Here is a 23,296-nt window from a genome sequence, read left to right on the forward strand (position 1 = left end):
CCCGACGCGACCCCGGCTCGTTGACCGTGCGGACGGCAGGAACTTCCCTGAAGGAGTTCGCATGGAGTACTTCGAGGGCGAGATCGTCGTCGAGCCCAACCGGAGCATCATCCATGACGTCCCGGGCCGGACACTGGTTCGTGAAGTGTCCGAGCCTTTCGAGGCGTGGTCGGAGCGCGGGATCGAGCTCGGGCCCGAGGACAGGCCCAGGCCCGATGCGGTGATCATCCGAGCCGGCGACTGGTCCGTCGAGATGCGGGACCTGCCGGCCTCGCTGCTCCTGGCCGTCGTCGAGGTGGTCTCCACCGGCCGCGCGGGGATTCGGCGCGATTACCAGGACAAGTACCTGCGCTACGAGCAGTCCGGCATCCCGGTGTACGTGATCATCGATCCCAACATCGGCAAGTGGCAGCTGTTCCAGCTCGGCGACGAGGGGCGGTACCGCCAGGCCGACGGGGGCCTGTTCGGCGACCCGATCCACTTCCCGGCACCCGTCGACCTGACCATCCCCACGGTCGCCTTCCACCGCTATCCCGCAGCTCAGGCGGAGTAGACCTCGCCGAGGAAGCCCTCCAGAACGCGGGCGAACTCGGCCGGGGCCTCCATCGTGGTGTAGTGGCCGACGCCCTCCAGGAGCACGGTGCGGCCGTTCGGTACGGTGCGGATCAGGTCATCCGCCGTGGCCAGGAGTCCGGGGGCGTCGAGGGCGCCGTTGACGGCCAGGACCGGCACGGCGATCTCCTTGGCGCGGGTGGCCAGTTCCTCGACCGGGACGCGGTGGTCCGGCTCGTCCGGGGTGTGCTTCATCAGCGTGCGCAGGGCCATCTCGCGCACCTGTGCCACGATCGCCGGATCGACCTCGTCGAGGCCGCGCTCCGGCCCTGCGATCCACTCCAGGAAGCCGTCGAGGTAGCCGGCCAGGTCGCCGGACGCCATCGCCGCCCCCTGTCGCGCGGCGACCCGGGCGGACCAGGCGTCGCTCAGGTCCGGCTCGCACAGGCCCCGGCCGCTGACGACGAGGGCGCGCACCAGTTCGGGGTACTCGACGGCCGCGTCGACGCCGATCAGCGCGCCCATCGAGACGCCGACCAGGACGACCTGATCCAGCCCGAGGTGTCGGAGCAGGTCCGCGAGGTCGTCGGCCTGTCGGAACGGCCGGCTCGCGTTGGCCGAGCGGCCATGACCGCGGGCGTCGGGAGCGATGACCCGGTAGCCGGCTGCGACCAGCCCGGGGATCAAGTTGTCGAACTGGGTGCCGTCCACGAAGACGCTGTGCAACAGCACCAACGCCCGGCCGTCGCGCGGCCCGGCGTCGATGTAGGCGAGGGGGCCGTCCTGGGATTCGAAGTACGCGATCTCAGTCATGACAACCAAGGTGCCATGTTCTTGTAGATATGGCAACCAAGGTGTCATCATTCAGTTGTGACCGAGAACCCGAACGACCGCCCGCTCTCCCCCGACGAGCTGCCGCAGCGGCTGATGGAGGTCTTCGCCCTCGTCGGCCCGCTCTACCGGCGGGTCCAACGGAAGATCGAGCTCGACGCCGCGCAGGGGATCTCCGTCGGCGTCCGCGCCGTACTGGACCTGCTGCGCGAGCACGGGCCGATGACGGTGCCGCAGATGGGCCGGGCGCAGTCACTGAGCCGGCAGTTCGTGCAGCGAATGGTCAACGACGCCGCCGCGCGCGGCCTCGTCGAGAGCATCCCGAACCCGGCGCACCAGCGCTCCAGCCTGATCCGGCTCACCGACGAGGGCCGCACCACGATCACGGCCGTGGCCGACCGCGAGGCCGCGCTGCTGCGCCAGGCGCGCGGCGACCTCACGGACGCGGACGTGGCGACCTGCGTCCGCGTGCTGGGCCGGATGCTGGAGCTCTTCGACGACGTCGACCTGACCGCCGCCGAGCCGCCCTGCTGAGCCCTGCTAGCGGTTCTCTCCCGGCACCCAGAGCACGTCGCCGACCGCTTTGTTGGCCGAGCGGGCCAGGATGAACAGCAGGTCGGAGAGCCGGTTGAGGTACTTCGCGGTCAGCGGGTTGATGCCGTCGCCGTACTCCTCGATCGCCGCCCAGGTGCTGCGCTCCGCGCGACGGACGACCGTGCACGCCACGTGCAGGTAGGCAGCGCCGGGCGTGCCACCGGGCAGGATGAAGCTGCGCAGCTTCTCCAGCTCGGCGTTGAAGCGGTCGCAGTCCGCCTCCAGGCGGTCGACGTACGTCTCCAGCACCCGCAGCGGCGGGTACTTCGGGTCCTCGACGACGGGCGTGGCCAGGTCGGCGCCGACGTCGAAGAGGTCGTTCTGGACGCGGGTCAGCACCGCCGCGATCTCCGCGTCGAGGCCACCGCAGGCGAGGGCGACGCCGATGGCGGCGTTGGCCTCGTTGGCGTCCGCGTAGGCGGCGAGCCGGGAATCCGTCTTGTGGGTGCGGCTCATGTCGCCCAGCGCGGTGGTGCCGTCGTCGCCGGTACGGGTGTAGATGCGGGTGAGGTTGACCATGCCCGGAGCCTAGCCCCTGAGGGTCGGATCCAGCCGTGTGAGCAGCCCCACCAACTGCCGCTGCTGGGCGGGCGTGAGATGCCCGAGTACTTCCTCGTCCAACCGCGGGATGTGCGCCTCCAGGCCGAGCTGCAGCAGCCGCGAGCCCTCGGCTGTGAGACCCACCAGCGAGGCACGTCCGTCTTCCGGATCGGGCGTCCGGTCGATCAGTGCTTTGCGCTCCAGCCGTGCGACCAGTTTCGTGGTCCCGGCCGAGGTGAAGCCCATCAGCTCGCCCACTCGCGTGGGCATCGCCCGCGCGTCGAGAAACCGGGACAACCGCAGCAGGAACTCGAACTCGGACCCGTCCAGCCCTGTGGCCCCGGCGATGTCCGCCCGCAGACCGTCATTGATCAGCCGATAGACATTCCCGAACAGCCCCCACAGCACCACGCCCGCATGCTCACCCAGCTCCACCCGGCACCTCCGCAGGGGCGCGGGGAACTGCGCGACAAGCCAACCTTGGACGTACTGAACCGAACGCGCAGGGCCATCCGCACAGGGTGGTTTCTCGCGCCCCTGGATGGTGCAACTGATCCATCACGCCACGTTGACGCGCTGGCCGGGAGGCGCCGCCTCCAGCCAGGCCAGGAAGCCGGTCAGGGCGTCCTCGCTCATCGCGAGCTCCAGCGGCTCACCCGCGTGGCTGCAGTGGAGGACGACGGCGCCGGAGAGCAGCGCCAGCTCCTCCTGGCCCTCCGGGGTGCGACGACTCAGCACCTCGATCAGCGAGCGCTGCAGCACCCGGCGCGGGCGCGGCGCGTAGCTGAAGACGCGGAACCACTCCACCGCGTCGTGGTTGTAGCGGGCGATCCCGAAGATCCACCCCTTGCCCTCCGCCTCGACGGCGGACTCCGGCACGCTCAGGCGCGCCGAACAGTCGAACGTCCCCCCCGGACGCTGGATCAGCCGCCGGCGTACTGCGAAGGCCCCCAGCCCGAGCAGGCAGACCAGCAGCACCGCGATCACTACGACCACCGCGAGCACCATGCCCGGCTCCCTCCTCGTCGGCCGCCCCTGAAGCCGACGTGACGCCACGTCTTACGAATGTCGCAGCACCTGCACAACTGATACAGCAGTCCCGGGGTCACCCACTGGGCGCCCCGGGACTGCGGTGAAGCTACGTGCCTCGGCTCAGCGACCGGTCGCCGCGACGAGCCGGACCTCGGCGCGGCGCTGGGCCGCGGCCTCGCTCTCGGCCTTCGCGCCGGCCAGGGCGCGCTCGGCGCGGTCGACGTCGATCTCGTCGGCCAGCTCCGCGACCTCGGCAAGGATCGACAGCTTGTTGTCCGCGAAGGACAGGAAGCCGCCGTGCACCGCGGCGATCACCGTGGTGCCGTCCGCCTGGCGGATGGTCACCGGCTGGGTGTCCATAGCGCCCAGGACCGGGGTGTGCCCCGGCTGGATGCCGATGTCACCGGACTTGGTACGGGCAAGGACGATCGTGGCCTCGCCCGACCAGACCTTTCGGTCGGCCGCGACCAGCTCGACGTGCAGCTCAGCCACCGTGGGCTCCTCGGTCTCTGCCCCCCGCCGGAAGACGGGGGTGGGGAAAGAATAACGGGTGCGAAAGGGGCGGTCCCACCAAAAGGGCCCGCCCCTCCCTCAGCGAACTACTTCTTCGCCAGCTCTGCAGCGTTGCGCTCGAGGTCCTCGATGCCACCGCACATGAAGAACGCCTGCTCCGGGACGCCGTCGTACTTGCCGTCGGCGATCGCGTTGAACGCGTCGATCGTCTCGGACAGCGGCACGGTGGAGCCCTCGACGCCGGTGAACTGCTTGGCGACGTAGGTGTTCTGCGACAGGAAGCGCTCGATGCGGCGCGCCCGGTTGACGGTGACCTTGTCCTCTTCGGACAGCTCGTCCATACCGAGGATCGCGATGATGTCCTGGAGGTCCTTGTACTTCTGGAGGATCCCCTTGACGCGCACAGCGGTCTCGTAGTGGTTGGCCGAGATGTACCGCGGGTCGAGGATGCGGGACGAGGAGTCCAGCGGGTCCACGGCCGGGTAGATGCCCTTCTCGGAGATCGGACGGGAGAGAACCGTCGTCGCGTCGAGGTGGGCGAAGGTGGTGGCCGGGGCCGGGTCGGTCAGGTCGTCCGCAGGGACGTAGATCGCCTGCATCGAGGTGATCGAGTGACCGCGGGTCGAGGTGATGCGCTCCTGGAGCTGGCCCATCTCGTCGGCCAGGTTCGGCTGGTAACCCACCGCGGAGGGCATCCGGCCGAGCAGGGTCGACACCTCGGAACCGGCCTGGGTGAACCGGAAGATGTTGTCGATGAAGAGCAGCACGTCCTGGCCCTGCACATCGCGGAAGTACTCCGCCATGGTCAGCGCGGACAGGGCGACGCGGAGACGCGTGCCCGGCGGCTCGTCCATCTGGCCGAAGACCAGCGCGGTCTTGTCCAGAACGCCCGAGTCCACCATCTCGTGGATCAGGTCGTTGCCCTCACGGGTGCGCTCGCCGACACCGGCGAACACGGACACACCACCGAAGTTCTCGGCGACGCGGTAGATCATCTCCTGGATCAGAACGGTCTTGCCGACACCGGCGCCACCGAACAGACCGATCTTGCCACCCTGGACGTACGGGGTGAGCAGGTCGATGACCTTGATACCCGTCTCGAACATCTCGGTCTTGGACTCGAGCTGGTCGAAGTTGGGGGCCTTGCGGTGGATCGGCCAGCGCGTGGTGACCTGGGCCTCGAACTCGGCCTTGTCCACGTTCAGGACCTCGCCGAGGGCGTTGAAGACCTTGCCCTTGGTGATGTCGCCGACCGGGACGGAGATCGCGGAGCCGGTGTCGGTGACACCCGCGCCACGGGTCAGGCCGTCGGTGGGCTGCATGGAGATCGCGCGGACCACGCCGTCACCCAGGTGCTGGGAGACCTCGAGGGTCAGCGTCTTCTTGCCGGTGCCGTCGGGCGCATCCACGTCGACGTGCAGCGCGTTGAACATGTCCGGCATGGCGTCGACGGGGAACTCCACGTCGACGACCGGGCCGATGACCCGCGCGACGCGGCCCGTCGCCGTGGCCGTCTCTACAGTGGCAGTCATTCTCAGTCACTCCCCGCGTTCGCATCGGCCAGTGCGCTCGCGCCACCGACGATCTCGCTGATTTCCTGGGTGATCTCGGCCTGACGGGCCGAGTTGGCAAGTCGCGACAGCGACTTGATGAGGTCGCCGGCGTTGTCCGTGGCGCTCTTCATCGCGCGGCGGCGGGCGGCGTGCTCGGAAGCAGCCGACTGCAGCAGCGCGTTGTAGATCCTGCTCTCGACGTACCGCGGCAGCAGGGCGTCCAGGACGCCCTCGGCCGACGGCTCGAAGTCGTAGAGCGGGAACGGTCCCTGCTCCTCGGCGTTCTTCTCGGTCTCAGCCAGGGACAGCGGCAGGAGGCGGGCCTCCACCGGGTTCTGGGTGAGCATCGAGACGAACTCCGTGGAGACGATGTGCAGCTCGTCCACACCGCCGGCCGACGTCTCCGTGACGAAGGCGTCGATCAGCGCCGCGGACGCCTCCTTGGCGTCCTGGTACGTCGGCTTGTCGGAGAACCCGACCCACGAGCCCGCGACCGGGAGGTTGCGGAACCCGAAGTAGCTGACGCCCTTGCGGCCGATGATGTAGGTGTCGACGGCCTTGCCCTCGGACTCCAGCCGCTTGGTCAGCTCCAGCGCCGCCTTGATGGCGTTGCTGGAGTAACCGCCGGCCAGGCCGCGGTCCGCGGTCACCACGAGCACGGCGGCGCGCGTGGCGTCGACCGGCTCCTGGGTCAGCGGGTGCTTGGCGTTCGACCGCGTCGCGACCGCGGTCACCGCGCGGGTGAGCTCGTCCGCGTAAGGGCTGGAGGCCTTCACCGCGCGCTGCGCCTTCATGATGCGCGACGCGGAGATCATCTCCATCGCCTTAGTGATCTTCTTCGTCGCGGTGACAGAGCGGATCCGGCGCTTGTAGACCCGAAGCTGTGCTCCCATGGGTCGTTACGTCCTTTCCGTCTCGTCAGGCGTTTTCGCCGAGAAGCGCACCGGTGTGCGTGGTGAACTCGCGCTTGAAGGCGGTGATCGCTTCGACGAGCGACTCGATCGTGCCGTCTTCCAGCTTGCTGGTCTCGACGATCGTGGTCAGGACGCCCTTGTGCTCGCGGCGCAGGTAGTCCAGGAACTCGCGCTCGAACTTGCGGATGTCCGCGACCGGGACCTCGTCCAGCTGACCGGTGGTGCCGGCCCAGATCGAGACCACCTGCTCCTCGACCGGGAAGGGCTGGTACTGGCCCTGCTTCAGCAGCTCGACCAGACGGGCGCCGCGCTCCAGCTGGGCCTTGGAGGCCGAGTCCAGGTCGGAGGAGAAGGCGGCGAACGCCTCCAGCTCGCGGTACTGGGCCAGGTCCAGACGCAGACGACCGGCGACCGACTTCATCGCCTTGATCTGGGCGGAGCCACCGACGCGGGAGACCGAGATACCGACGTTCACGGCCGGGCGGACGCCGGCGTTGAACAGGTCGGACTCCAGGAAGCACTGGCCGTCGGTGATCGAGATGACGTTGGTCGGGATGTACGCCGAGACGTCGTTGGCCTTGGTCTCGATGATCGGCAGACCGGTCATCGAACCCGCGCCCAGCTCGTCGGAGAGCTTGGCGCAACGCTCCAGCAGACGGGAGTGCAGGTAGAAGACGTCACCCGGGTAGGCCTCACGGCCCGGCGGACGGCGCAGCAGCAGGGAAACGGCGCGGTAGGCCTCGGCCTGCTTCGACAGGTCGTCGAAGATGATCAGGACGTGCTTGCCGTCGTACATCCACTCCTGGCCGATGGCGGAGCCGGTGTAGGGGGCCAGGTACTTGAAGCCCGCCGGGTCCGACGCCGGGGCGGCGACGATGGTCGTGTACTCCAGCGCACCGGCCTCCTCCAGCGCTCCGCGGACGGAGGCGATGGTGGAGCCCTTCTGGCCGATGGCGACGTAGATGCAGCGAACCTGCTTCTTCGGGTCGCCCGAGCGCCAGTTGTCGCGCTGGTTGATGATCGTGTCGATCGCCACCGCGGTCTTGCCGGTCTGGCGGTCGCCGATGATCAGCTGACGCTGGCCACGGCCGATCGGGGTCATCGCGTCGATGGCCTTGATGCCGGTCTGCATCGGCTCGTGCACCGACTTGCGGACCATGACGCCGGGGGCCTGCAGCTCCAGGGCGCGGCGGCCGCTGGACTCGATGTCGCCCAGGCCGTCGATCGGCTGGCCGAGGGGGTCCACCACGCGGCCGAGGTAACCCTCGCCGACCGGCACGGACAGAACCTCGCCGGTGCGGCGGACCGTCTGGCCCTCCTCGATCGCACCGAACTCACCGAGGACGACGACACCGATCTCGCGGGTGTCGAGGTTCAGCGCGAGGCCGAGAGTTCCGTCTTCGAACTTCAGCAGCTCGTTGGCCATGACCGAGGGAAGACCCTCGACCTTGGCGATGCCGTCAGCCGTGTAGGTGACGGTGCCGACCTCTTCACGCGAGGCGGCGTCCGGCTGGTACGACTGGACGAAATTGTCCAGAGCGTTCCGGATCTCCTCCGGCCGGATCGTGAGCTCCGCCATCTGGGTTCCCTGCTCTCCTAGTTGCGATCCTCGGCCCGCCCGTGGAGGGCCGCAAGTATTCGACTCTCGGTCAGCTCCTACAAGGAGAGGCTCTGACCGTCCTCTGTTGTGTACCGACCGAGGGTCGGATGCTGCTCCCCTTGACGGGGATGGGCGTCAGCCCGCCAGGCCACGCTGCGCGGAGTCGAGACGACCCGCGATGGTGCCCTCGATGATCTCGTCGCCGACCTCGACCCGGACTCCGCCGAGGACCGCGGGGTCCACGTCGAGGTTCAGGTGCACCTGGCGCCCCACGAGGGAGGCCAGCGAGACGGCGAGTCGGTCCTTCTGCGCGTCGGACATCGGCACCGCGGTGGTCACCAGGGCGACCACCCGGCCACGACGGCCGGCCGCGAGCCGGGAGTACTCCTCCAGCCCGCTCTCCAGGCTACGTCCACGCGGCTGCGTCACCAGTGCGGTGACCAGCGCGACGGTCGCGGCCTTGGCCTTGCCGCCGAGCAGGTTCGAGACCAGCTCCGCCTTGGCGCTGCCGGTCGCGGCCTGGTCGGTCAGCGCGGAGCGCAGCTCGACGTTGCCCGCGACCACGCGGCCGAAGCGGAACAGCTCGTCCTCGACCTCGTCCAGTTCGCCGGCCTTGTCCGCGCTGATGATCAGCGACAGCGCGGCCAGCTGCTCGGTCGCGTCCGCGAGGTCGCGACCGCGAGCCCAGCGGGAGCGGACCATGCCGGAGACCAGGTCCTGCGCGTCCGCGCCGACCTTGCCCTGCAGCAGGTTGCCGACCAGGTCGGCCTTGGCCTGCCCGGGAGCGGCCGGGTCCGTCAGGATCCGGCGCAGCGAGACCTCGCGGTCCAGCACCCGGGTGACGTCCAGCAGGTCGCCGCTGAGCGCGGTGAGGTCGACGGACGCGTGGTCCGTCAGCGCCTCAAGACGCTCGCGGGCGGCCGCGGTGGACTGCCGAGTGGCGCTGCTCACTTGGCACCCGCCGACTCCGCAGCCTTGGCCTCAAGCTCGTCAAGGAAGCGGTCGATGGTGCGGCTCTGGCGGGCGGAGTCCTCGAGGGACTCGCCGACGACCTTGCCGGCCAGGTCGAGCGAGATACGACCGATGTCGTGGCGGAGCGCGGTGGTCACCTGACCACGGGTGCGCTCGATCTCCGCCTGGGCGTGCGCGACGGTGATCGCAGCCTGACGCTGCGCCTCCTCGCGGGCCTCGGCGACGATCATGGAGCCCTGCTCACGGGCGTGCTCGGTGATCCGAGCGGCCTCGTGACGGGCCTCCGCCAGCTGGGCCTTGTACTCCTCCAGCGTCCGGGTGGCCTCGGCCTGCGCCTCAGCCGCCCGCTCCAGGCCACCCTCGATCGCATCGCGCCGCTCGTCCAGAGTCTTCTGGATGTTGGGCAGGAGCTTCTTGCCGAGGACGCCGAAGACGATGAAGAAGGCAAGCAGGCCGATGATGAGTTCCGACGTGGCGGGGATCAGAGGATTCTGAGGCCCCTCCGCAGCCAGGTACGTCAGCATGTCTGAACCTTTCGTCGAGCGTGGCTACTGGTGTCGACTCAGGAAGAGAAGATGAAGGGGACGACCAGGCCGAGGAGGGCCAGAACCTCACAGAGGGCGAAGCCCAGGAACATGTTCTGGCGGATGATCGGCATGGCCTCGGGCTGACGCGCCATGGCCTCGATCGAGTGGCCGAAGACCAGACCGATACCGACACCCGGGCCGATGGCGGCGAGACCGTAGGCGATGGCGCCCATGCGGCCGGCGACAGTGGCGCCACCGGCAGCCAGGAAGTTTGCAGCGGCAGACATGTTGTCTTCCTTCTTGTGATGCGATCCGCTGGGGGGCTTCCCGGCGGAAGTCTGGATGGGTTCGTGGCAGGCGGGGTGGGTCAGTGACCCTCTTCGAGCGCTCCGCTGATGTAGAGCGAGGCGAGCAGCGTGAAGATGTAGGCCTGCAGGAACTGGATCAGAACCTCGAAGGCCGTCATGCCGACCGCGAGCACGAAGGACGCGCCGGAGAAGAGCGACATGATCGAGGGCGTCAGCAGGTACCAGGTCGCGGCGCTGAACATGACGATCAGCATGTGGCCGGCGAACATGTTGGCCCACAGTCGCACCGCGAGAGTGAACGGACGCGTGATCACGTTCTGGAGGAACTCCAGGAAGACGATCAGCGGCACCAGGGGCTTGGGCAGACCGGACATGTACGTCAGGTGCTTCCAGCCGCCGAGGAAGCCGTGCGTCTTGAAGGTGAGGTACATGTACGTGATCCACACCAGCAGGGCCAGGGCCACCGGGTACGCGAAGCGCGACGCCACCGGGAACTGGGCCAGCGGGATGATGGACATGATGTTCATGATCCACACGAAGAAGAAGATCGACGTGAGGAAGGGGACGTACTTGTCGCCCTTCTTGCCGATCACCTCTCGGGCGATGCCGCGGGCGATGAAGGTGTAGCCGATCTCGCCGACCAGCTGCAGCTTGCCGGGGACCAGCTTCGGCTTGGCGAAGGCGGACCAGAAGAAGCCGATCACCAGGAGCATGCAGATGATCGCCAGCAGCATCGGCTTGGTGAAGTCGAAGCTGCCGATACTGAAGATCGGCTTGAAGATGAAGGAGTTGAGACCGGGGGCCGGGAAACCGCAACCAGAGGGGGTGATGTGACACCCGCTCGCAAAGAGCGCTGTGGAGGGGCTACTCACCCTTGACTCCTTCGTCGTGAAGCATCAGAACTGCAACCTTGTGTGTCGGCGCGGCGAGTACGCCGCAGTTCGGCACCGTGATCGGGTTGTCCGGGGCCACACGGTCCACTCGACGCACGCGGTCGAGCAGGGGGCTCCGGATTCCGGACGATAGCAGATGTCTTGGTCATACCTTTACGCGGGCCTTACTTCCCGTCGCGCGGTCCGTCGGACGTGCCGTCGGACGCGTCGCCGAGCGTGGGATCCACATAGAGGGTCTTGCTCTTGAGCGTGAAGAACACCTGACCGCCGACCCAGGCAAGCAGGGTGGTCAGCAGGGAGAAGCCGAAGGCCTTGCCGTTGAAGACCGTCGTGTTCTTGAACACCACGATGAAGATGCCGGCCATCAGCATCTGCACCGCGTAGACCAGGAGCCCGGCCATCAGGACCAGCTGAGGCCGGTCCCGGGTGAGCCGCATCAGCGCCCAGAATCCGAGACCGAACACCACCACGACCACGGCCAGCGCGACCAACGCGCCGACCAGGCCCTTGGAGCCGGCGAAGACAGTGCTGAGCACTACGGCGAGGACTCCTACCGGCGCTGCCCAGAGGGCGCAGCCGCGCAGGATCCGGGCGTCGTTGGACAGCATTGTCGAGACTCCGGGCGGTGAGGGTCGAGCAGACATTTTCAAGGAGAGCGAGGGGCTGAACGACCGTCTCCCATAAGGTCCTTCGGCAGCTCTCCTGATGTCGTGAACGGTATCACAAGCTATTTGGTGCAGTCTTTACTTTCTTGGTGTGCTCCTTGACACACGGGCTGCGCCACTACCGGATCGTCCCGAAGTGCCCGAATGGCGACCCATCGCGTGAGCCCCTGTCCCGATCTTGTCCAAGAGCGCCCCATCTGCGATGGCAGGCTCAGACGCTGCGGAAATCGGCTGCTCCGCGATCTCCTTTACCAACTCATCGGTAAGAACATCCCTTACCTTTGCCGTACGCCGATATCGGGGCGGAACGAAGCGCTCCACCACCCGCGGGGCGTGCGGCCGGAACCGCGGGAAGAGCAGCATCAGGATGCCGACCACGCAGAGCGCCATGGCGACCTTGACCGCGAGCAGCTCGGTGCGGTTGACCGAGAAGGCGACCGTGCCGAAGGCGAGCAGCGCGGCCCAGAAGTACATGATCAGAACCGCGCGGCTGTGGGAATGGCCGAGCTGCAGCAGGCGGTGGTGCAGATGCTGCTTGTCCGCCGCGAAGGGGGATTTTCCTGCCCAGGTGCGACGAACCACCGCGAGAATGAGGTCGGCGAGCGGAATCGCGATCACGGTCAGCGGCAGCAGCAGGACGACGTAGACGGGCACCATCGCGTGGACCGCGCCGGTCTGGTTGATCGCGTGGCCGGATCCGGAGGTGCTGGCGATCTGGGTGGCGAGCACGTCGGGGTCGACACGGCCGGTGATGGAGATCATGCAGACCGAGAGCACCAAGCCGATCAGCAGCGCGCCGGAGTCGCCCATGAAGATCCGCGCGGGATGGAAGTTGTGCGGCAGGAAGCCGAGCACCATCCCCACCAGGATCACGCTGAACAGCGCGGCCGGCGCCGCGTCGGGCACCGAGAACCCGTACCAGAGCCGGTAGGCGTAGACGAAGAAGGCCAGGGCCGCGATACAGACCATGCCGGCCGCCAGGCCGTCCAGGCCGTCGATGAAGTTCACCGCGTTCACGCTTATGACGACCAGCGCCACGGTGATGAAGGTGCCCCACATCTCCGGCAGCGCGACCGTGCCCACGCCGGGGATCGGCAGCCAGAGGACGGTGAGCCCCTGGTAGACCATCACGCCCGCGGCGACCATCTGGCCGCCCAGCTTGACCAGGGCGTCCACGCCCCATTTGTCGTCCAGCACGCCGAGCACCCACATGATGGTGGCGCCGGAGAGCAGGGCCGGCACGTCGCCGGTGCCCTGGAAGACATGCTTGAGCGTGTCCAGGTGATCCGCGGTCAGCAGACCGGCACAGAGGCCGCCGAACATGGCGATGCCGCCGAGTCGTGGCGTCGGCTCCTTGTGCACGTCGCGGTCCCTGACCGCCGGCATGGCGCCCGCGATGATGGCGAACTTCCGTGCCGGACCGGTCAGCAGGTAGGTCACCGCTGCGGTCACGCAGAGCGTCAGCAGGAACTCACGCACCAGAGTCCTCCTGTGCTGCGCTGGACACCCCCGTGGTACCGGCAGAGCATAGCCGCCGCGCCACGGGGTCGATGCGGTAATGGAGGTGCGTCACAGGCACACCCTATTCAGGGAGACGCTCAGTCCCCGCATTGCGGTTTTGTCGACAGGCTGGGGAATCTCTCCGCAAGCGAACGGACGCGCTCGGTGACGGTGGCGTTCTCCGGCTCGGTGGCGGCCGCGTGGATCAACCCGGCGATCTCGGCCATCTCCGGCTCGGCCATGCCCTGGGTGGTCACGCAGAGTGTCCCCAGCCGCACCCCGGACGCGGCGGCGGGAGGCACCTCCTCGAAGGGGACGGCGCAGTGCCCGAGGAGCATCCCCGCGCTCTCGCAGCGCTGCTCGATCTCGCGTCCGGTGAGACCGAGGCGGCGGGCGTCAGCGGTGACGAGGTGGGTGTCGGTGCCACCGGTCAGCGGGCGCAGCCCGTGGCCGTCGAGGGCGCCGGCGAGCGCCTGGGCGTTCGCGACGCAGCGGCGGGTGTACGCGGCGAAGGCGGGCGTCGCGGCGCGGCCGAGGGCGTAGGCCTTCGCCGCGAGCTGATTCACCATCGGCCCGCCCTGGATGAACGGGAAGACGGCCCGGTCGACGCGCTCGGCCAGCTCCTCCACACAGAGGATCAGCCCACCGCGCGGCCCGCCGAGCACCTTGTGGGTGGCCCCGCAGACGACGTCGGCGTAGGGCACGGGGGACGTGACCGTCCCGGCTGCGGCGAGCCCGAGGGTCTGCGATGCGTCGGCGACGAAGTACGCCCCGACCTCGTCGGCGATGGTCCGGAAGGCTTCCCAGTCGATCGCGCGGGGGTAGGAGATGGTCCCGGCGACGATCACTTTCGGCCGGACGGCGCGGGCCCGGTCGCGCACCTGGTCGAGATCGATCAGCCCGTCGCTCTGCCGGACCCCGTAGCCGGAGACGGAGAACCACCGGCCGGAGAAGTTCGCGGAGCTGCCGTGGGTGAGGTGGCCGCCGTGCGCGAGCGACATGGCCAGCACGGAATCCCCCGGCCGGAGAAGCGCTGCCGCCGCGGCGAGGACGGCGATGGATCCGGAGTACGGCTGGACGTTGGCGTGCGCCGCCCCGAAGAGCGCTTTGGCGCGGGCGACGGCGAGCGCTTCGACCGCGTCCGCGGGGCCGCAGCCGGTGTGATGCCTGTGCGCGGGGTAGCCCTCGGCGTACTTGTCCGCGAAGTCGCTGGCCAGCAGCGCGCGCACCTGCGGCGAGGCGAAGTTCTCCCCCGCGAGGAGATGGATCTGGCTGCGCCTGCGCGAGCTCTCCTGGTCGAGAAGGGCGTCCAGCGCGGGATCGGGCTCGTCGGTCATGGCTACCCGCGCGGAATCATCACTCGTCACCACCGTCGCCATGGCCCCGTCCACCTCCGCTGGCCACGCTACGCCGCGCTCCTCGCGGCGGCACGCCAGGAACACGGAAGGAGGTTGGGCAGACGACCCGGTTGCACTACCAGGGGCGCGGGGAACTGCGCGACAAGCCACCCCGAGAGGTGGGTCCCCGAACGAGCAGGGCCATCCGCACGGGGTGGTTTCTCGCGCAGTTCCCCGCGCCCCCAGGTGTTGCCCGGCTCAGACTCGTACTCGGCTGATCCCGGTCAACGCCGTCACGATCGGGTCCAGCGCATCGAAGATCTCCTCGCCGCAGTTGCGGAACATCCCCAGCGGCGCGCCGTACGGGTCGTCCACCTCGTCCGCCTCCGGCGAAGCCGCAAGCAGCCAGCCGCGCAGCGCCGCCGCCGCCCGCACCAGAACCCGCGCCCGCTCGGCGAGAGCTCCCGGCTCGTCGGAGTCCTCCGGCAGCGTCGTCGGGTCGATCGCCCGGACCAGGCGGGTGAACTCCTTCAGGGTGAAGGTCCGCAGGCCCGCGTCGTGGCCCATGGAGATGACCTGGGCCCGGTGGTCTCGGGTAGCGGTCAGCACCAGGTCCGCGTCGATGACATGGTCATCCAGCAGCTCGCGGCCCACGAAACCGGACGGGTCCGCGCCGAACTCCCCCAGGATCTCCGCCGCGTTCGTCTCCATCGGGGCACCCTCGTGCCCCCACGTGCCCGCGCTCTCGACCGATATCTCCACGCCCGCGCGCAGCCCCAGACGCAGCGTCAGCTCATGCCGGGTCAGCCGCTCGGCGATGGGCGAGCGGCAGACTCCGCCGGTGCAGACGTAGAGGATCCGGAACGTTCCGACGCGCCGCTCCGCGCCGTAGGAGTACGGGCGGGGAACCGGGCGTATCGGCCGGACACGACCGGTCAACTGCCGGCCTCCAGGTCGGGTACGACCTCCCTCAGCTGGGCCAGGGACACCGCGCCCTCGCGCAGCAGGACCGGGATCTTGCCGGTGACGTCGACGATGGACGAGGGGACCGCGTGGTCGGCGCGTCCGCCGTCGAGGTAGACCGAGACGCTCTGGCCGAGCTGCTCCTCGGCCTCGTCGCACGTGGCAGGGGACGGGCCGCCGGTCAGGTTCGCGCTGGAGACGGCCAGCGGGCCGGTCGTGTTGAGGAGCTCGATGGCGACCGGGTGCAGCGGCATCCGGACCGCGACGGTGCCGCGGGTGTCGCCCAGGTCCCAACGCAGCGACGGCTGGTGACGGGTCACCAACGTCAGCCCACCCGGCCAGAAGGCGTCGACGAGCTCCCACGCGGACTCGGAGAAGTCCGTCACCAGGCCGTGCAGCGTCGTCGGGGAGCCCACCAGGACGGGCGTCGGCATGCTGCGGCCGCGGCCCTTCGCCGCGAGCAGGCCGGCTACCGCCTCCGCGGAGAAGGCGTCAGCGGCCAGGCCGTAGACGGTGTCGGTGGGGATGACCACCAGCTCGCCCCGGCGGATCGCGGAGGCGGACTCGCGCAGACCGGCGGCACGCTCGGTCGCATCGGCGCAGTCGTAGCGACGACTCATCGGTGGTGTTCCCTTCCCTACAGGACGGCGCGGCGCGCGGTGGCGAAACGAGGGCGGTTGTTCAGGTCGCGGTGGTCGGCGGCATCGGTCCAGCCCGCCTCCTCGCGGAAGATCCACGGGACCAGGCCGCCCTGGGTGTCCGCGTGCTCGACGACGACCACGCCGCCGGGGCGCAGCAGGCGCGCGGCGACGCGCTCGATGCCGCGGATGGTGTCGAGGCCGTCCTCGCCCGAGAAGAGTGCCAGCTCCGGGTCGTGGTCGCGAGCCTCTGGCGCGACGTACTCCCATTCGGTCAGCGGGATGTACGGCGGGTTGCTGATGACCAGGTCGAACTGGCCGGTCAGCTCCGGGCGGTCGACGAAGGCGCGGGTCGCGTCGCCCTGGATCAGGTCGATCCGGGAGGCGTCCGGGCTCGCGTCCACGTTGCGGCGGGCCCAGGCGTAGGCGTCGTCGGAGAGCTCCACGGCGTGCACGCGACTGCGCGGCACCTCCTGCGCGAGCGCCAGCGCGATCGCGCCGGACCCCGTGCACAGGTCGACGACGAGCGGCTCGGCCACGTCCATGTCCCGCAGGGCGTCTATCGCCCAGCCGACCACCGACTCGGTCTCCGGACGCGGCACGAAGACGCCGGGGCCGACCTGGAGCTCCAGGTAGCGGAAGAAGGCCCGGCCGGTGATGTGCTGGAGCGGCTCGCGCGCCTCGCGGCGGGAGACGGCCTCCCAGTAGCGGGCGTCGAAGTCGGCGTCGGCGACGGTGTGGAGCTCGCCACGCTTGACGTCGTGGACGTAGGCCGCGAGCTCCTCCGCGTCGAAGCGCGGCGAGGGCACGCCTGCGGCAGCCAGCCGCTGGGTGGCCTGGGCCACCTCGGCGAGGAGGAGGTTCACGTGCGTGCCTCTCTGAACGGGCCTGGGAGGGTCGGTCGCCCTAAGGGCGCTGCGCTGCTCGGCTCAGGTCGCTTCGGCGAGCCGGGAGGCGGCGTCCGCGTCGACGGCCGACTGAATCACCGGGTCGAGCTCGCCACCGAGCACCTGGTCAAGGTTGTACGCCTTGTAACCGGTGCGGTGGTCGGAAATCCGGTTCTCCGGGAAGTTGTAGGTGCGGATCCGCTCCGAGCGGTCCACCGAGCGCACCTGGCTGCGGCGCGCGTCGCTGGCCTCCTGGTCGGCGGCCTCCTGGGCGGCCGCCAGCAGGCGGGAGCGGAGGATGCGCATGGCCTGCTCCTTGTTCTGGAGCTGGCTCTTCTCGTTCTGGCAGGAGGCGACGATGCCGGTCGGCAGGTGCGTGATCCGGACCGCGGAGTCGGTGGTGTTGACCGACTGACCGCCGGGACCCGACGAGCGGTAGACGTCGATGCGCAGGTCGTTCGCGTTGACCTCGACCTCGACCTCCTCGGCCTCCGGCGTGACCAGCACGCCCGCGGCGGAGGTGTGGATGCGGCCCTGCGACTCGGTAGCCGGCACGCGCTGCACGCGGTGCACGCCGCCCTCGTACTTGAGGCGTGCCCAGACGCCCTGGCCGGGCTCGGCGGGCGCAGAGCCTCGTAGCTTCACGGAGACCTGGACGTCCTTGTAGCCACCGAGGTCCGACTCGTTGGCGTCGATGATCTCGGTCTTCCAGCCCATCTTCTCGGCGTAGCGCAGGTACATGCGCAGCAGGTCGCCGGCGAAGAGCGCGGACTCCTCGCCGCCCTCCCCCGCCTTGACCTCCAGCAGCACGTCCTTGTCGTCGCTCGGGTCGCGCGGCACGAGCAGCAGGCGCAGGCGCTCGGTGTACTCCTCGCGCTGGGCTTCGAGCTGCTTGATCTCGGCGTAGAAGTCCGGGTCGTCGTCGGCGAGCTCGCGGGCCGTCTCGATGTCCTCGCCGATCTGGCGCCAGGTGCGGTAGGCGGCGGTGATCGGCGTCAGCTCGGCGTAGCGCTTGGACAGCTGGCGTGCGGCCGACGGGTCGGCGTGCACGGCCGGATCGGCCAGACGCTCCTCCAGCATCGCGTGCTCGTTGAGGAGCTCTTCGACTGCCTCGAACATGGGAGCTGGGCCTTCTTCCGGAGAGATCGTGATGGTGCGCAGAGTTCGTGATGCCGGTCAACGCGAACGGCGCCGACCAGGCAGCACCCGGGAAAACCCACGGGTACGCCCGGCCGGCGCCGACAGCGCGCTACTGCACCTTGGCAGCGTGCTTCTTGCCGAAGCGAGCCTCGAAGCGGGCCACGCGGCCACCGGTGTCCATGAGCTTCTGCTTGCCGGTGTAGAAGGGGTGGCAGTTGGAGCAGACCTCGGCGCGGATCTCGCCGGACTGCTCGGTGCTGCGGGTGGTGAACTCGTTGCCACAGGTGCAGGTGACCTGGGTGACGACGTACGTGGGGTGGATCTCGGGCTTCAAGGGATGCTCCTATGTTCTGGGAGGGCACCGGGTCGCACGGCGGGCTGCCGTTCGTGAACCGGGACCGACGTACCAGTCTGCCAGGACCGGCGTCATTCACCCAAACCGAGAGCCGCTCCGCGGTATTCCTCTCGGACCTAGGGTGCGGTTGCACTATCTGGGGGCGCGGGGAACTGCGCGAACAACCACCCTGTGCGGATAGCCCTGCACGTTCGGATCAGTCCCTGGGTGGGTGGCTTGTCGCGCAGTTCCTCGCGCCCCTGCGGGTCTAACTGTCAGCTGGATTCTTCTGCTGGAGCTTGACCACCGAGCCCGGGACGGGCTTGTCCGCCTTGAGCGCAGCCCACAGCTCCGTCGCCTGCGGTTCCAGCGCAACGAGCCTGTTCGGGTCGCTCGGCGCCGCCGCGTTCGGCATGGTGACCGCCGTGATGTCGGTGGACTTGATCCCCTTCAGGCCCTGCGCGAACGACAGCAGCGAGTTCACCGAGCCCAAGCTGGAGTCCGTCGTGATCGCGCCCGTCGCCGCGTCCGCGATCGAATACAGCTTCGTCGGGTCGCCGAACAGGTTCAGGTTCTCGACCTGCTTGAGGATGGACTTCACCATCTCCTGCTGCAGTTCGATCCGCCCCAGGTCGCTCCCGTCGCCGACCCCGTGCCGCGTGCGCACGAACGCCAGTGCCTGGTCGCCGCCCAGGTGATGCGTACCCGCCTTCAGGTGCAGGCCGCTCTGGGTGTCGTTGATGTCCACCGTCGTCGTCACGTCGGCTCCGCCCAGCGCGTCGATCAACTTGGCGAAACCCGAAAAATCGATCTCCACATAGTGGTTCATGTCCAAGCCGGTCATCGATTCGACCGTCTTGATCGCACAGCTCGCCCCGCCGACCTCGAACGCGGAGTTGAACATGACCCCGCGCGCCGCGCCCGTGCTCCCGCAGGCCGGGCGGTCGACCAGCGTGTCGCGCGGGATGCTGACCACCGTCGCCGCCGTGTGCGCCTCGTTGACGTGGACCACCATCGCCGTGTCCGAACGGGCCGTGCCGTCGGTGGCGCCGCCGGCCAGCTTGCCGTTAGCCCCGGAGCGGGAGTCCGAGCCGAGGACCAGGATGTTCATCGCGCCCTTGGCATACGCGCTCGGCTTGCTCAGCTCGGCGCTGACGTCGACTGTCCTGATGTTCGCATTCAGCTTCCAGTAGGCCCAGCTCGCGCCCGCGCCGCCGATCAGCACCGCCGCGCCCGCGCACAGAGCGACCACCCGCAGCACGCGTCGGCGGCGCGTCGGTATTCGCTTGTGTACGGCTCTGCGGTGTTTCGTCTGCTTGTCGGAGGACATGCCTTCGAACGTACTTGATGCGTCTTAAGAACCATTCTCAGAAATGCGACAGCCCCGGGCGGAATGCCCGGGGCTGCGCGGTGAATCAGGCCTCAGCCGATCCCGACTGTGAGATCAGTCATCCTGACCCGGAGTCGTCTTCGCGATCTGCATCAGGAATTCGGCATTGCTCTTGGTCTGCTTCATCTTGTCCAGCAGCAGCTCGATCGCCTGCTGCGAGTCGAGCGCGTGCAGCACGCGACGCAGCTTCCACACGATCCGCAGCTCGTCCGGCGACATGAGGATCTCTTCCTTACGCGTGCCGGACGGGTCGACGTCCACCGCGGGGAAGATGCGCTTGTCGGCGAGCTTACGGTCGAGCTTGAGCTCCATGTTGCCGGTGCCCTTGAACTCCTCGAAGATCACCTCGTCCATCCGCGAGCCGGTCTCGACCAGCGCGGTGGCCAGGATGGTCAGCGAGCCGCCGTTCTCGATGTTGCGTGCGGCGCCGAAGAACTTCTTCGGCGGGTAGAGCGCGGTCGAGTCGACACCACCGGAGAGGATGCGGCCGGAGGCGGGCGCGGCCAGGTTGTAGGCGCGGCCCAGGCGGGTGATCGAGTCCAGCAGCACGACCACGTCGTGGCCCAGCTCCACCAGGCGCTTCGCTCGCTCGATGGCCAGCTCGGCGACGGTGGTGTGGTCCTCGGCGGGGCGGTCGAAGGTCGAGGAGATGACCTCGCCCTTGACCGAGCGCTGCATGTCCGTGACCTCCTCCGGACGCTCGTCGACGAGGACGACCATCAGGTGGGTCTCGGGGTTGTTGTGGGTGATCGCGTTGGCGATCGCCTGCATGATCATCGTCTTGCCGGTCTTCGGCGGGGCGACGATCAGGCCACGCTGGCCCTTGCCGATGGGGGCGACCAGGTCGATGATGCGCGTGGTCAGCACACCCGGGTCGGTCTCCAGGCGGAGCCGGTCCTGCGGGTAGAGCGGGGTCAGCTTGTTGAACTCGGGGCGGCTGCGGCCGGGCTCCGGGTCCATGCCGTTGACCGAGTCGAGGCGGACCAGCGCGTTGAACTTCTCGCGGCGCTCGCCGTCCTTGGGCTGGCGCACGGCACCGGTGATCGCGTCACCCTTGCGCAGGCCGTTCTTGCGGACCTGGGCCAGCGACACGTAGACGTCGTTCGGGCCGGCCAGGTAGCCGGAGGTCCGCACGAAGGCGTAGTTGTCGAGGATGTCCAGGATGCCCGCGACGGGGATCAGCACGTCGTCGTCGCTGACCTGCGGCTCGGCCGGGCCCTCGAAGCGCTCGCCACGGCCACCGCGACGGTTGCGGTCGCGGTAACGGCCGCGGCGACGGCCGCCGAACTCGTCGTCGTCGAAGTCGGGACCCTGGTTGCCCTGGCTCTGACTCTGGCTCTGGTTCTGCCGACCACCCTGGCGGCCGCCGTCCTGGCGGCCCCCGTCCTGACGACCGCCGTCGCCCTGCTGGCGACCGCCCTGGCCCTGCTGCGGCTGGCCGCCGGCCTGACCGTCGGTGCCCTGCTCGCGACGGTCACGACGGTTGCGGCGCTCGCGACGGCCCTCGCGGCCCTCGCCGCGCTCCGTGCGCTCGCGGGTCTCGGTGGCGACACCGGCGGTGGCCTGCTGCTCGACACCCTGCGCCTGGGCCGGAGCGGCCTGGGCGGACGTCTGCGCGGCGTCGGCGACGACCGCCGGGGCGGCGCCGTCCGGAGCACCGGCCGGGGCGGTGGCCCGGCGGCTGCGGCGCGCGGGGCGCTCGGCGGCGGGGGCGGCAGCGCTGTCGCCGCTGGTCTGCACGGGGATCTCGATCTGCTGCTCGGCCGGGGCGGCAGCGGCGGCGCGGGAACGCGCGGTACGGCGGGCCGGCGCCTCGGACGCGGCGGGCGCGCTCTCGGCGGCAGCAGCGGCGGGGGCAGCCGACGCGGTCTCGACAGCGGCAGCGGCGGACGCTGCGGCGGCACGCGGCGCGCGCTTGGCGGCCGGGGCCGGAGCGGAGGCGGCGAGCAGCGGGTCTCCGCCGTTCTTCTCCTTGATGGCATCGATGAGCTGGCTCTTGCGCATCCGGCCCGTGCCGCTGATGCCAAGGCCGGAGGCGAGCTGCTGCAGCTCGGCGAGCACCATGCCGTTAAGCCCGGTGCCCGTGGTCCGACGGCGCTTCGGCGCGGTAGCCGTCGCGTCCGACGCGTCAGCGTCCGGGCGCGCGCCCATCAGATCGGTGGTGTCGCTCACGAAGGGTCCTTCCCTGGAGCGGACGTCGGCCTTTCTGGCTCGGCGACCGGTCGTGCTGTCCGCCCTGTGGTCTTTTGGCAGGGCGTGGCTGCGATGAAACGTTGAAACCCAGTGCGGACGTGCGATGTGTCCGATGGCGCTGCGCACGAACGCGTCCGGGCCCCCTGCACGTGTACGGCAACGGCTCGGAGGCGGTCTTCGCCGACACGGCGTCGGGATGCGGTCACAATGGCGCAGGCAGGCTGCGTACGCGATGTGGCGGGCTCCCGGAGAATTGCTGTCCCAATGGTGGGGACGCTGCGCACCGGACCCCGAAGGGCGCCTGGTGCAGCCATGAGATTAACACTACTGGACCCAACAAACATTCCCCCACTCTGCGAGTGTCAATCGTGTTCCCACTTCTTGCAGAAGTTGCCCGGGATTCTCCCCGGCCTACTGCGCCAGAGGCAGAACCACGGCTCCTTCGGTGTCCAACGCCAGCCGGTGCGCGGCCCAGCCCTCCCCGGCGAAACCGAGCACCTTGTCGGCGGTGCTCTCGTCGGTCAGTGCCAGCACCGTCGGTCCGGCGCCGGAGATCACGGCGGCGACGCCCTCCGCGCGCAGCGCGCCGACCAGCGCGGCGCTCTGCGGCATCGCCGGGGTGCGGTAGTCCTGGTGCAGCCGGTCCTCGGTCGCCGGCAGCAGCAGCTCGGGGCGCCTGGTCAGCGCCTCCACCAGCAGCGCGGCCCGGCCGACGTTGGCGGCGGCGTCGGCGTGCGGGACGGTCGCGGGCAGTAGGCCGCGGGCGACCTCGGTGAGCACCGGGTCAGCGGGGACGAAGACGACCGGGACGACGTCGGGGTTCGGCGCGAGCGTGACCGCGTGGGCCCCGGCGCCCGGCGCCACGCCCTCACCGTCGAGTCCGTCGGTCCAGGCGATGGTGAAGCCGCCGAGCAGGCAGGCGGCGACGTTGTCGGGGTGGCCCTCGATCTCGGAGGCCAGCGCGAGGGTGGCGGCCTGGTCCAGCTGCTCGGTTCCGCCGACGGTGACGGCGCGGGCGGCCATGATGCCGGCGCAGATGGCGGCGGAGGAGGAGCCGAGGCCGCGACCGTGCGGAATCCGGTTCGCGCAGACGACTTCGAGGCCGCGCGGCTGACCGCCGAGGCGCTCGAAGGTGGCGCGCATGGCGCGCACGACGAGGTGCCGCTCGTCGCGGGCGAGGGTGTCGGCGCCCTCACCGGCGATGTCGACATGCAGACCGCCTTCGGCGACGCGGACGACGAGGTCGTCGTAGAGGCCGAGCGCGAGGCCGAAGGAGTCGAAGCCGGGCCCGAGGTTGGCGCTGGTCGCGGGAACCCGCACCCGTACGGCGGCGGCGCGGAAGGCGGGACCTGCCATTGCGTGGACTCTCCTGCGGGGATGGGCTGAGCATGCAAAGGGGAACATGCGCCTGGGGTATGAC

Annotated in this window: 24 protein-coding genes and 1 pseudogene; 2 read left to right on the forward strand and 23 right to left on the reverse strand. The window is 69.4% G+C overall.

Annotated elements, in window-relative coordinates; genetic code table 11:
• Positions 1–58: 58 nt before the first annotated feature.
• Positions 59–553: pseudogene (locus ABIA32_RS09725) on the forward strand (Uma2 family endonuclease); the annotation flags it as partial.
• On the opposite strand, the gene ABIA32_RS09730 reads toward ABIA32_RS09725, so the two are convergent.
• A complete protein-coding gene (locus tag ABIA32_RS09730) occupies positions 541–1,365 on the reverse strand; it encodes an alpha/beta fold hydrolase (protein ID WP_370093592.1) in 825 nt (274 codons plus the stop codon). The pseudogene ABIA32_RS09725 and the gene ABIA32_RS09730 overlap by 13 nt on opposite strands.
• Before the next feature lie 114 nt (positions 1,366–1,479).
• Here ABIA32_RS09730 and ABIA32_RS09735 point away from each other — a divergent pair, with 114 nt between their 5' ends.
• Entirely contained in the window at positions 1,480–1,917 is a 438-nt protein-coding gene (locus tag ABIA32_RS09735) for a MarR family winged helix-turn-helix transcriptional regulator (protein ID WP_370093799.1), read from the forward strand.
• A gap of 6 nt (positions 1,918–1,923) precedes the next feature.
• Here the strand turns inward: ABIA32_RS09735 and ABIA32_RS09740 are convergent, their stop codons facing one another.
• From ABIA32_RS09740 to thrB, 22 genes are all read right to left on the reverse strand, one after another.
• A complete protein-coding gene (locus tag ABIA32_RS09740; protein WP_370093593.1) occupies positions 1,924–2,496 on the reverse strand; it encodes a cob(I)yrinic acid a,c-diamide adenosyltransferase in 573 nt (190 codons plus the stop codon).
• Between the two features lie 9 nt (positions 2,497–2,505).
• Positions 2,506–2,952, reverse strand: a complete 447-nt coding sequence (locus ABIA32_RS09745; RefSeq protein WP_370093594.1) for a MarR family winged helix-turn-helix transcriptional regulator — start codon at positions 2,950–2,952, stop codon at positions 2,506–2,508.
• Between the two features lie 123 nt (positions 2,953–3,075).
• Complete coding sequence (locus ABIA32_RS09750; RefSeq protein WP_370093595.1) at positions 3,076–3,525, reverse strand: DUF2550 domain-containing protein; 450 nt, start codon at positions 3,523–3,525, stop codon at positions 3,076–3,078.
• Between the two features lie 144 nt (positions 3,526–3,669).
• On the reverse strand, positions 3,670–4,041 hold the full coding sequence (locus ABIA32_RS09755) for a F0F1 ATP synthase subunit epsilon (RefSeq protein ID WP_037607743.1): 372 nt from the start codon (positions 4,039–4,041) through the stop codon (positions 3,670–3,672).
• A gap of 107 nt (positions 4,042–4,148) precedes the next feature.
• A complete protein-coding gene (gene atpD, locus ABIA32_RS09760) occupies positions 4,149–5,594 on the reverse strand; it encodes a F0F1 ATP synthase subunit beta (RefSeq protein ID WP_370093596.1) in 1,446 nt (481 codons plus the stop codon).
• 2 nt (positions 5,595–5,596) lie between these two features.
• Positions 5,597–6,508 (reverse strand): F0F1 ATP synthase subunit gamma, encoded by a 912-nt coding sequence (locus ABIA32_RS09765; protein ID WP_370093597.1) that lies wholly within the window; start codon positions 6,506–6,508, stop codon positions 5,597–5,599.
• 25 nt (positions 6,509–6,533) lie between these two features.
• Positions 6,534–8,108 carry a F0F1 ATP synthase subunit alpha gene (gene atpA, locus ABIA32_RS09770; RefSeq protein ID WP_370093598.1) on the reverse strand — a complete coding sequence of 525 codons (1,575 nt, stop codon included), beginning with the start codon at positions 8,106–8,108 and terminating at the stop codon, positions 6,534–6,536.
• Between the two features lie 156 nt (positions 8,109–8,264).
• Positions 8,265–9,080 carry a F0F1 ATP synthase subunit delta gene (locus tag ABIA32_RS09775; protein ID WP_370093599.1) on the reverse strand — a complete coding sequence of 272 codons (816 nt, stop codon included), beginning with the start codon at positions 9,078–9,080 and terminating at the stop codon, positions 8,265–8,267.
• Complete coding sequence (locus tag ABIA32_RS09780) at positions 9,077–9,625, reverse strand: F0F1 ATP synthase subunit B (protein ID WP_370093600.1); 549 nt, start codon at positions 9,623–9,625, stop codon at positions 9,077–9,079. Before ABIA32_RS09780 ends, ABIA32_RS09775 begins: the two co-directional genes overlap by 4 nt.
• 38 nt (positions 9,626–9,663) lie before the next feature.
• Positions 9,664–9,915: an ATP synthase F0 subunit C gene (atpE, locus tag ABIA32_RS09785; RefSeq protein WP_370093601.1), complete on the reverse strand. Its 252-nt coding sequence runs from the start codon at positions 9,913–9,915 to the stop codon at positions 9,664–9,666.
• A gap of 80 nt (positions 9,916–9,995) precedes the next feature.
• Entirely contained in the window at positions 9,996–10,808 is an 813-nt protein-coding gene (gene atpB, locus ABIA32_RS09790; protein WP_370093602.1) for a F0F1 ATP synthase subunit A, read from the reverse strand.
• Between the two features lie 185 nt (positions 10,809–10,993).
• Complete coding sequence (locus ABIA32_RS09795; protein ID WP_370093603.1) at positions 10,994–11,437, reverse strand: hypothetical protein; 444 nt, start codon at positions 11,435–11,437, stop codon at positions 10,994–10,996.
• 135 nt (positions 11,438–11,572) lie between these two features.
• Positions 11,573–12,973, reverse strand: coding sequence for an MraY family glycosyltransferase (locus ABIA32_RS09800; protein WP_370093604.1), 1,401 nt, complete (start codon positions 12,971–12,973; stop codon positions 11,573–11,575).
• A gap of 119 nt (positions 12,974–13,092) precedes the next feature.
• Positions 13,093–14,373: a serine hydroxymethyltransferase gene (gene glyA / locus ABIA32_RS09805; RefSeq protein ID WP_370093605.1), complete on the reverse strand. Its 1,281-nt coding sequence runs from the start codon at positions 14,371–14,373 to the stop codon at positions 13,093–13,095.
• 216 nt (positions 14,374–14,589) lie between these two features.
• Positions 14,590–15,249: a protein-tyrosine-phosphatase gene (locus ABIA32_RS09810; RefSeq protein ID WP_370093800.1), complete on the reverse strand. Its 660-nt coding sequence runs from the start codon at positions 15,247–15,249 to the stop codon at positions 14,590–14,592.
• Positions 15,250–15,266: 17 nt separating this feature from the next.
• The gene (locus ABIA32_RS09815; RefSeq protein WP_370093606.1) at positions 15,267–15,914 is read right to left on the reverse strand and encodes an L-threonylcarbamoyladenylate synthase; all 648 of its coding nucleotides are present in this window, start codon (positions 15,912–15,914) and stop codon (positions 15,267–15,269) included.
• Between the two features lie 17 nt (positions 15,915–15,931).
• Positions 15,932–16,798 carry a peptide chain release factor N(5)-glutamine methyltransferase gene (gene prmC, locus ABIA32_RS09820; protein WP_370093607.1) on the reverse strand — a complete coding sequence of 289 codons (867 nt, stop codon included), beginning with the start codon at positions 16,796–16,798 and terminating at the stop codon, positions 15,932–15,934.
• 63 nt (positions 16,799–16,861) lie between these two features.
• Positions 16,862–17,938 carry a peptide chain release factor 1 gene (prfA, locus tag ABIA32_RS09825; RefSeq protein ID WP_370093608.1) on the reverse strand — a complete coding sequence of 359 codons (1,077 nt, stop codon included), beginning with the start codon at positions 17,936–17,938 and terminating at the stop codon, positions 16,862–16,864.
• A gap of 130 nt (positions 17,939–18,068) precedes the next feature.
• Positions 18,069–18,293 (reverse strand): 50S ribosomal protein L31, encoded by a 225-nt coding sequence (rpmE, locus tag ABIA32_RS09830; RefSeq protein WP_370093609.1) that lies wholly within the window; start codon positions 18,291–18,293, stop codon positions 18,069–18,071.
• Positions 18,294–18,561: 268 nt separating this feature from the next.
• Positions 18,562–19,623: an LCP family protein gene (locus ABIA32_RS09835; RefSeq protein ID WP_370093610.1), complete on the reverse strand. Its 1,062-nt coding sequence runs from the start codon at positions 19,621–19,623 to the stop codon at positions 18,562–18,564.
• 114 nt (positions 19,624–19,737) lie between these two features.
• Positions 19,738–21,855 (reverse strand): transcription termination factor Rho, encoded by a 2,118-nt coding sequence (rho, locus tag ABIA32_RS09840; protein WP_370093611.1) that lies wholly within the window; start codon positions 21,853–21,855, stop codon positions 19,738–19,740.
• Between the two features lie 432 nt (positions 21,856–22,287).
• Entirely contained in the window at positions 22,288–23,232 is a 945-nt protein-coding gene (gene thrB / locus ABIA32_RS09845; RefSeq protein ID WP_370093612.1) for a homoserine kinase, read from the reverse strand.
• Positions 23,233–23,296 lie beyond the last annotated feature (64 nt).

It is taken from the genome of Streptacidiphilus sp. MAP12-20 (assembly GCF_041262525.1).
Taxonomy (GTDB): Bacteria; Actinomycetota; Actinomycetes; order Streptomycetales; family Streptomycetaceae; genus Streptacidiphilus.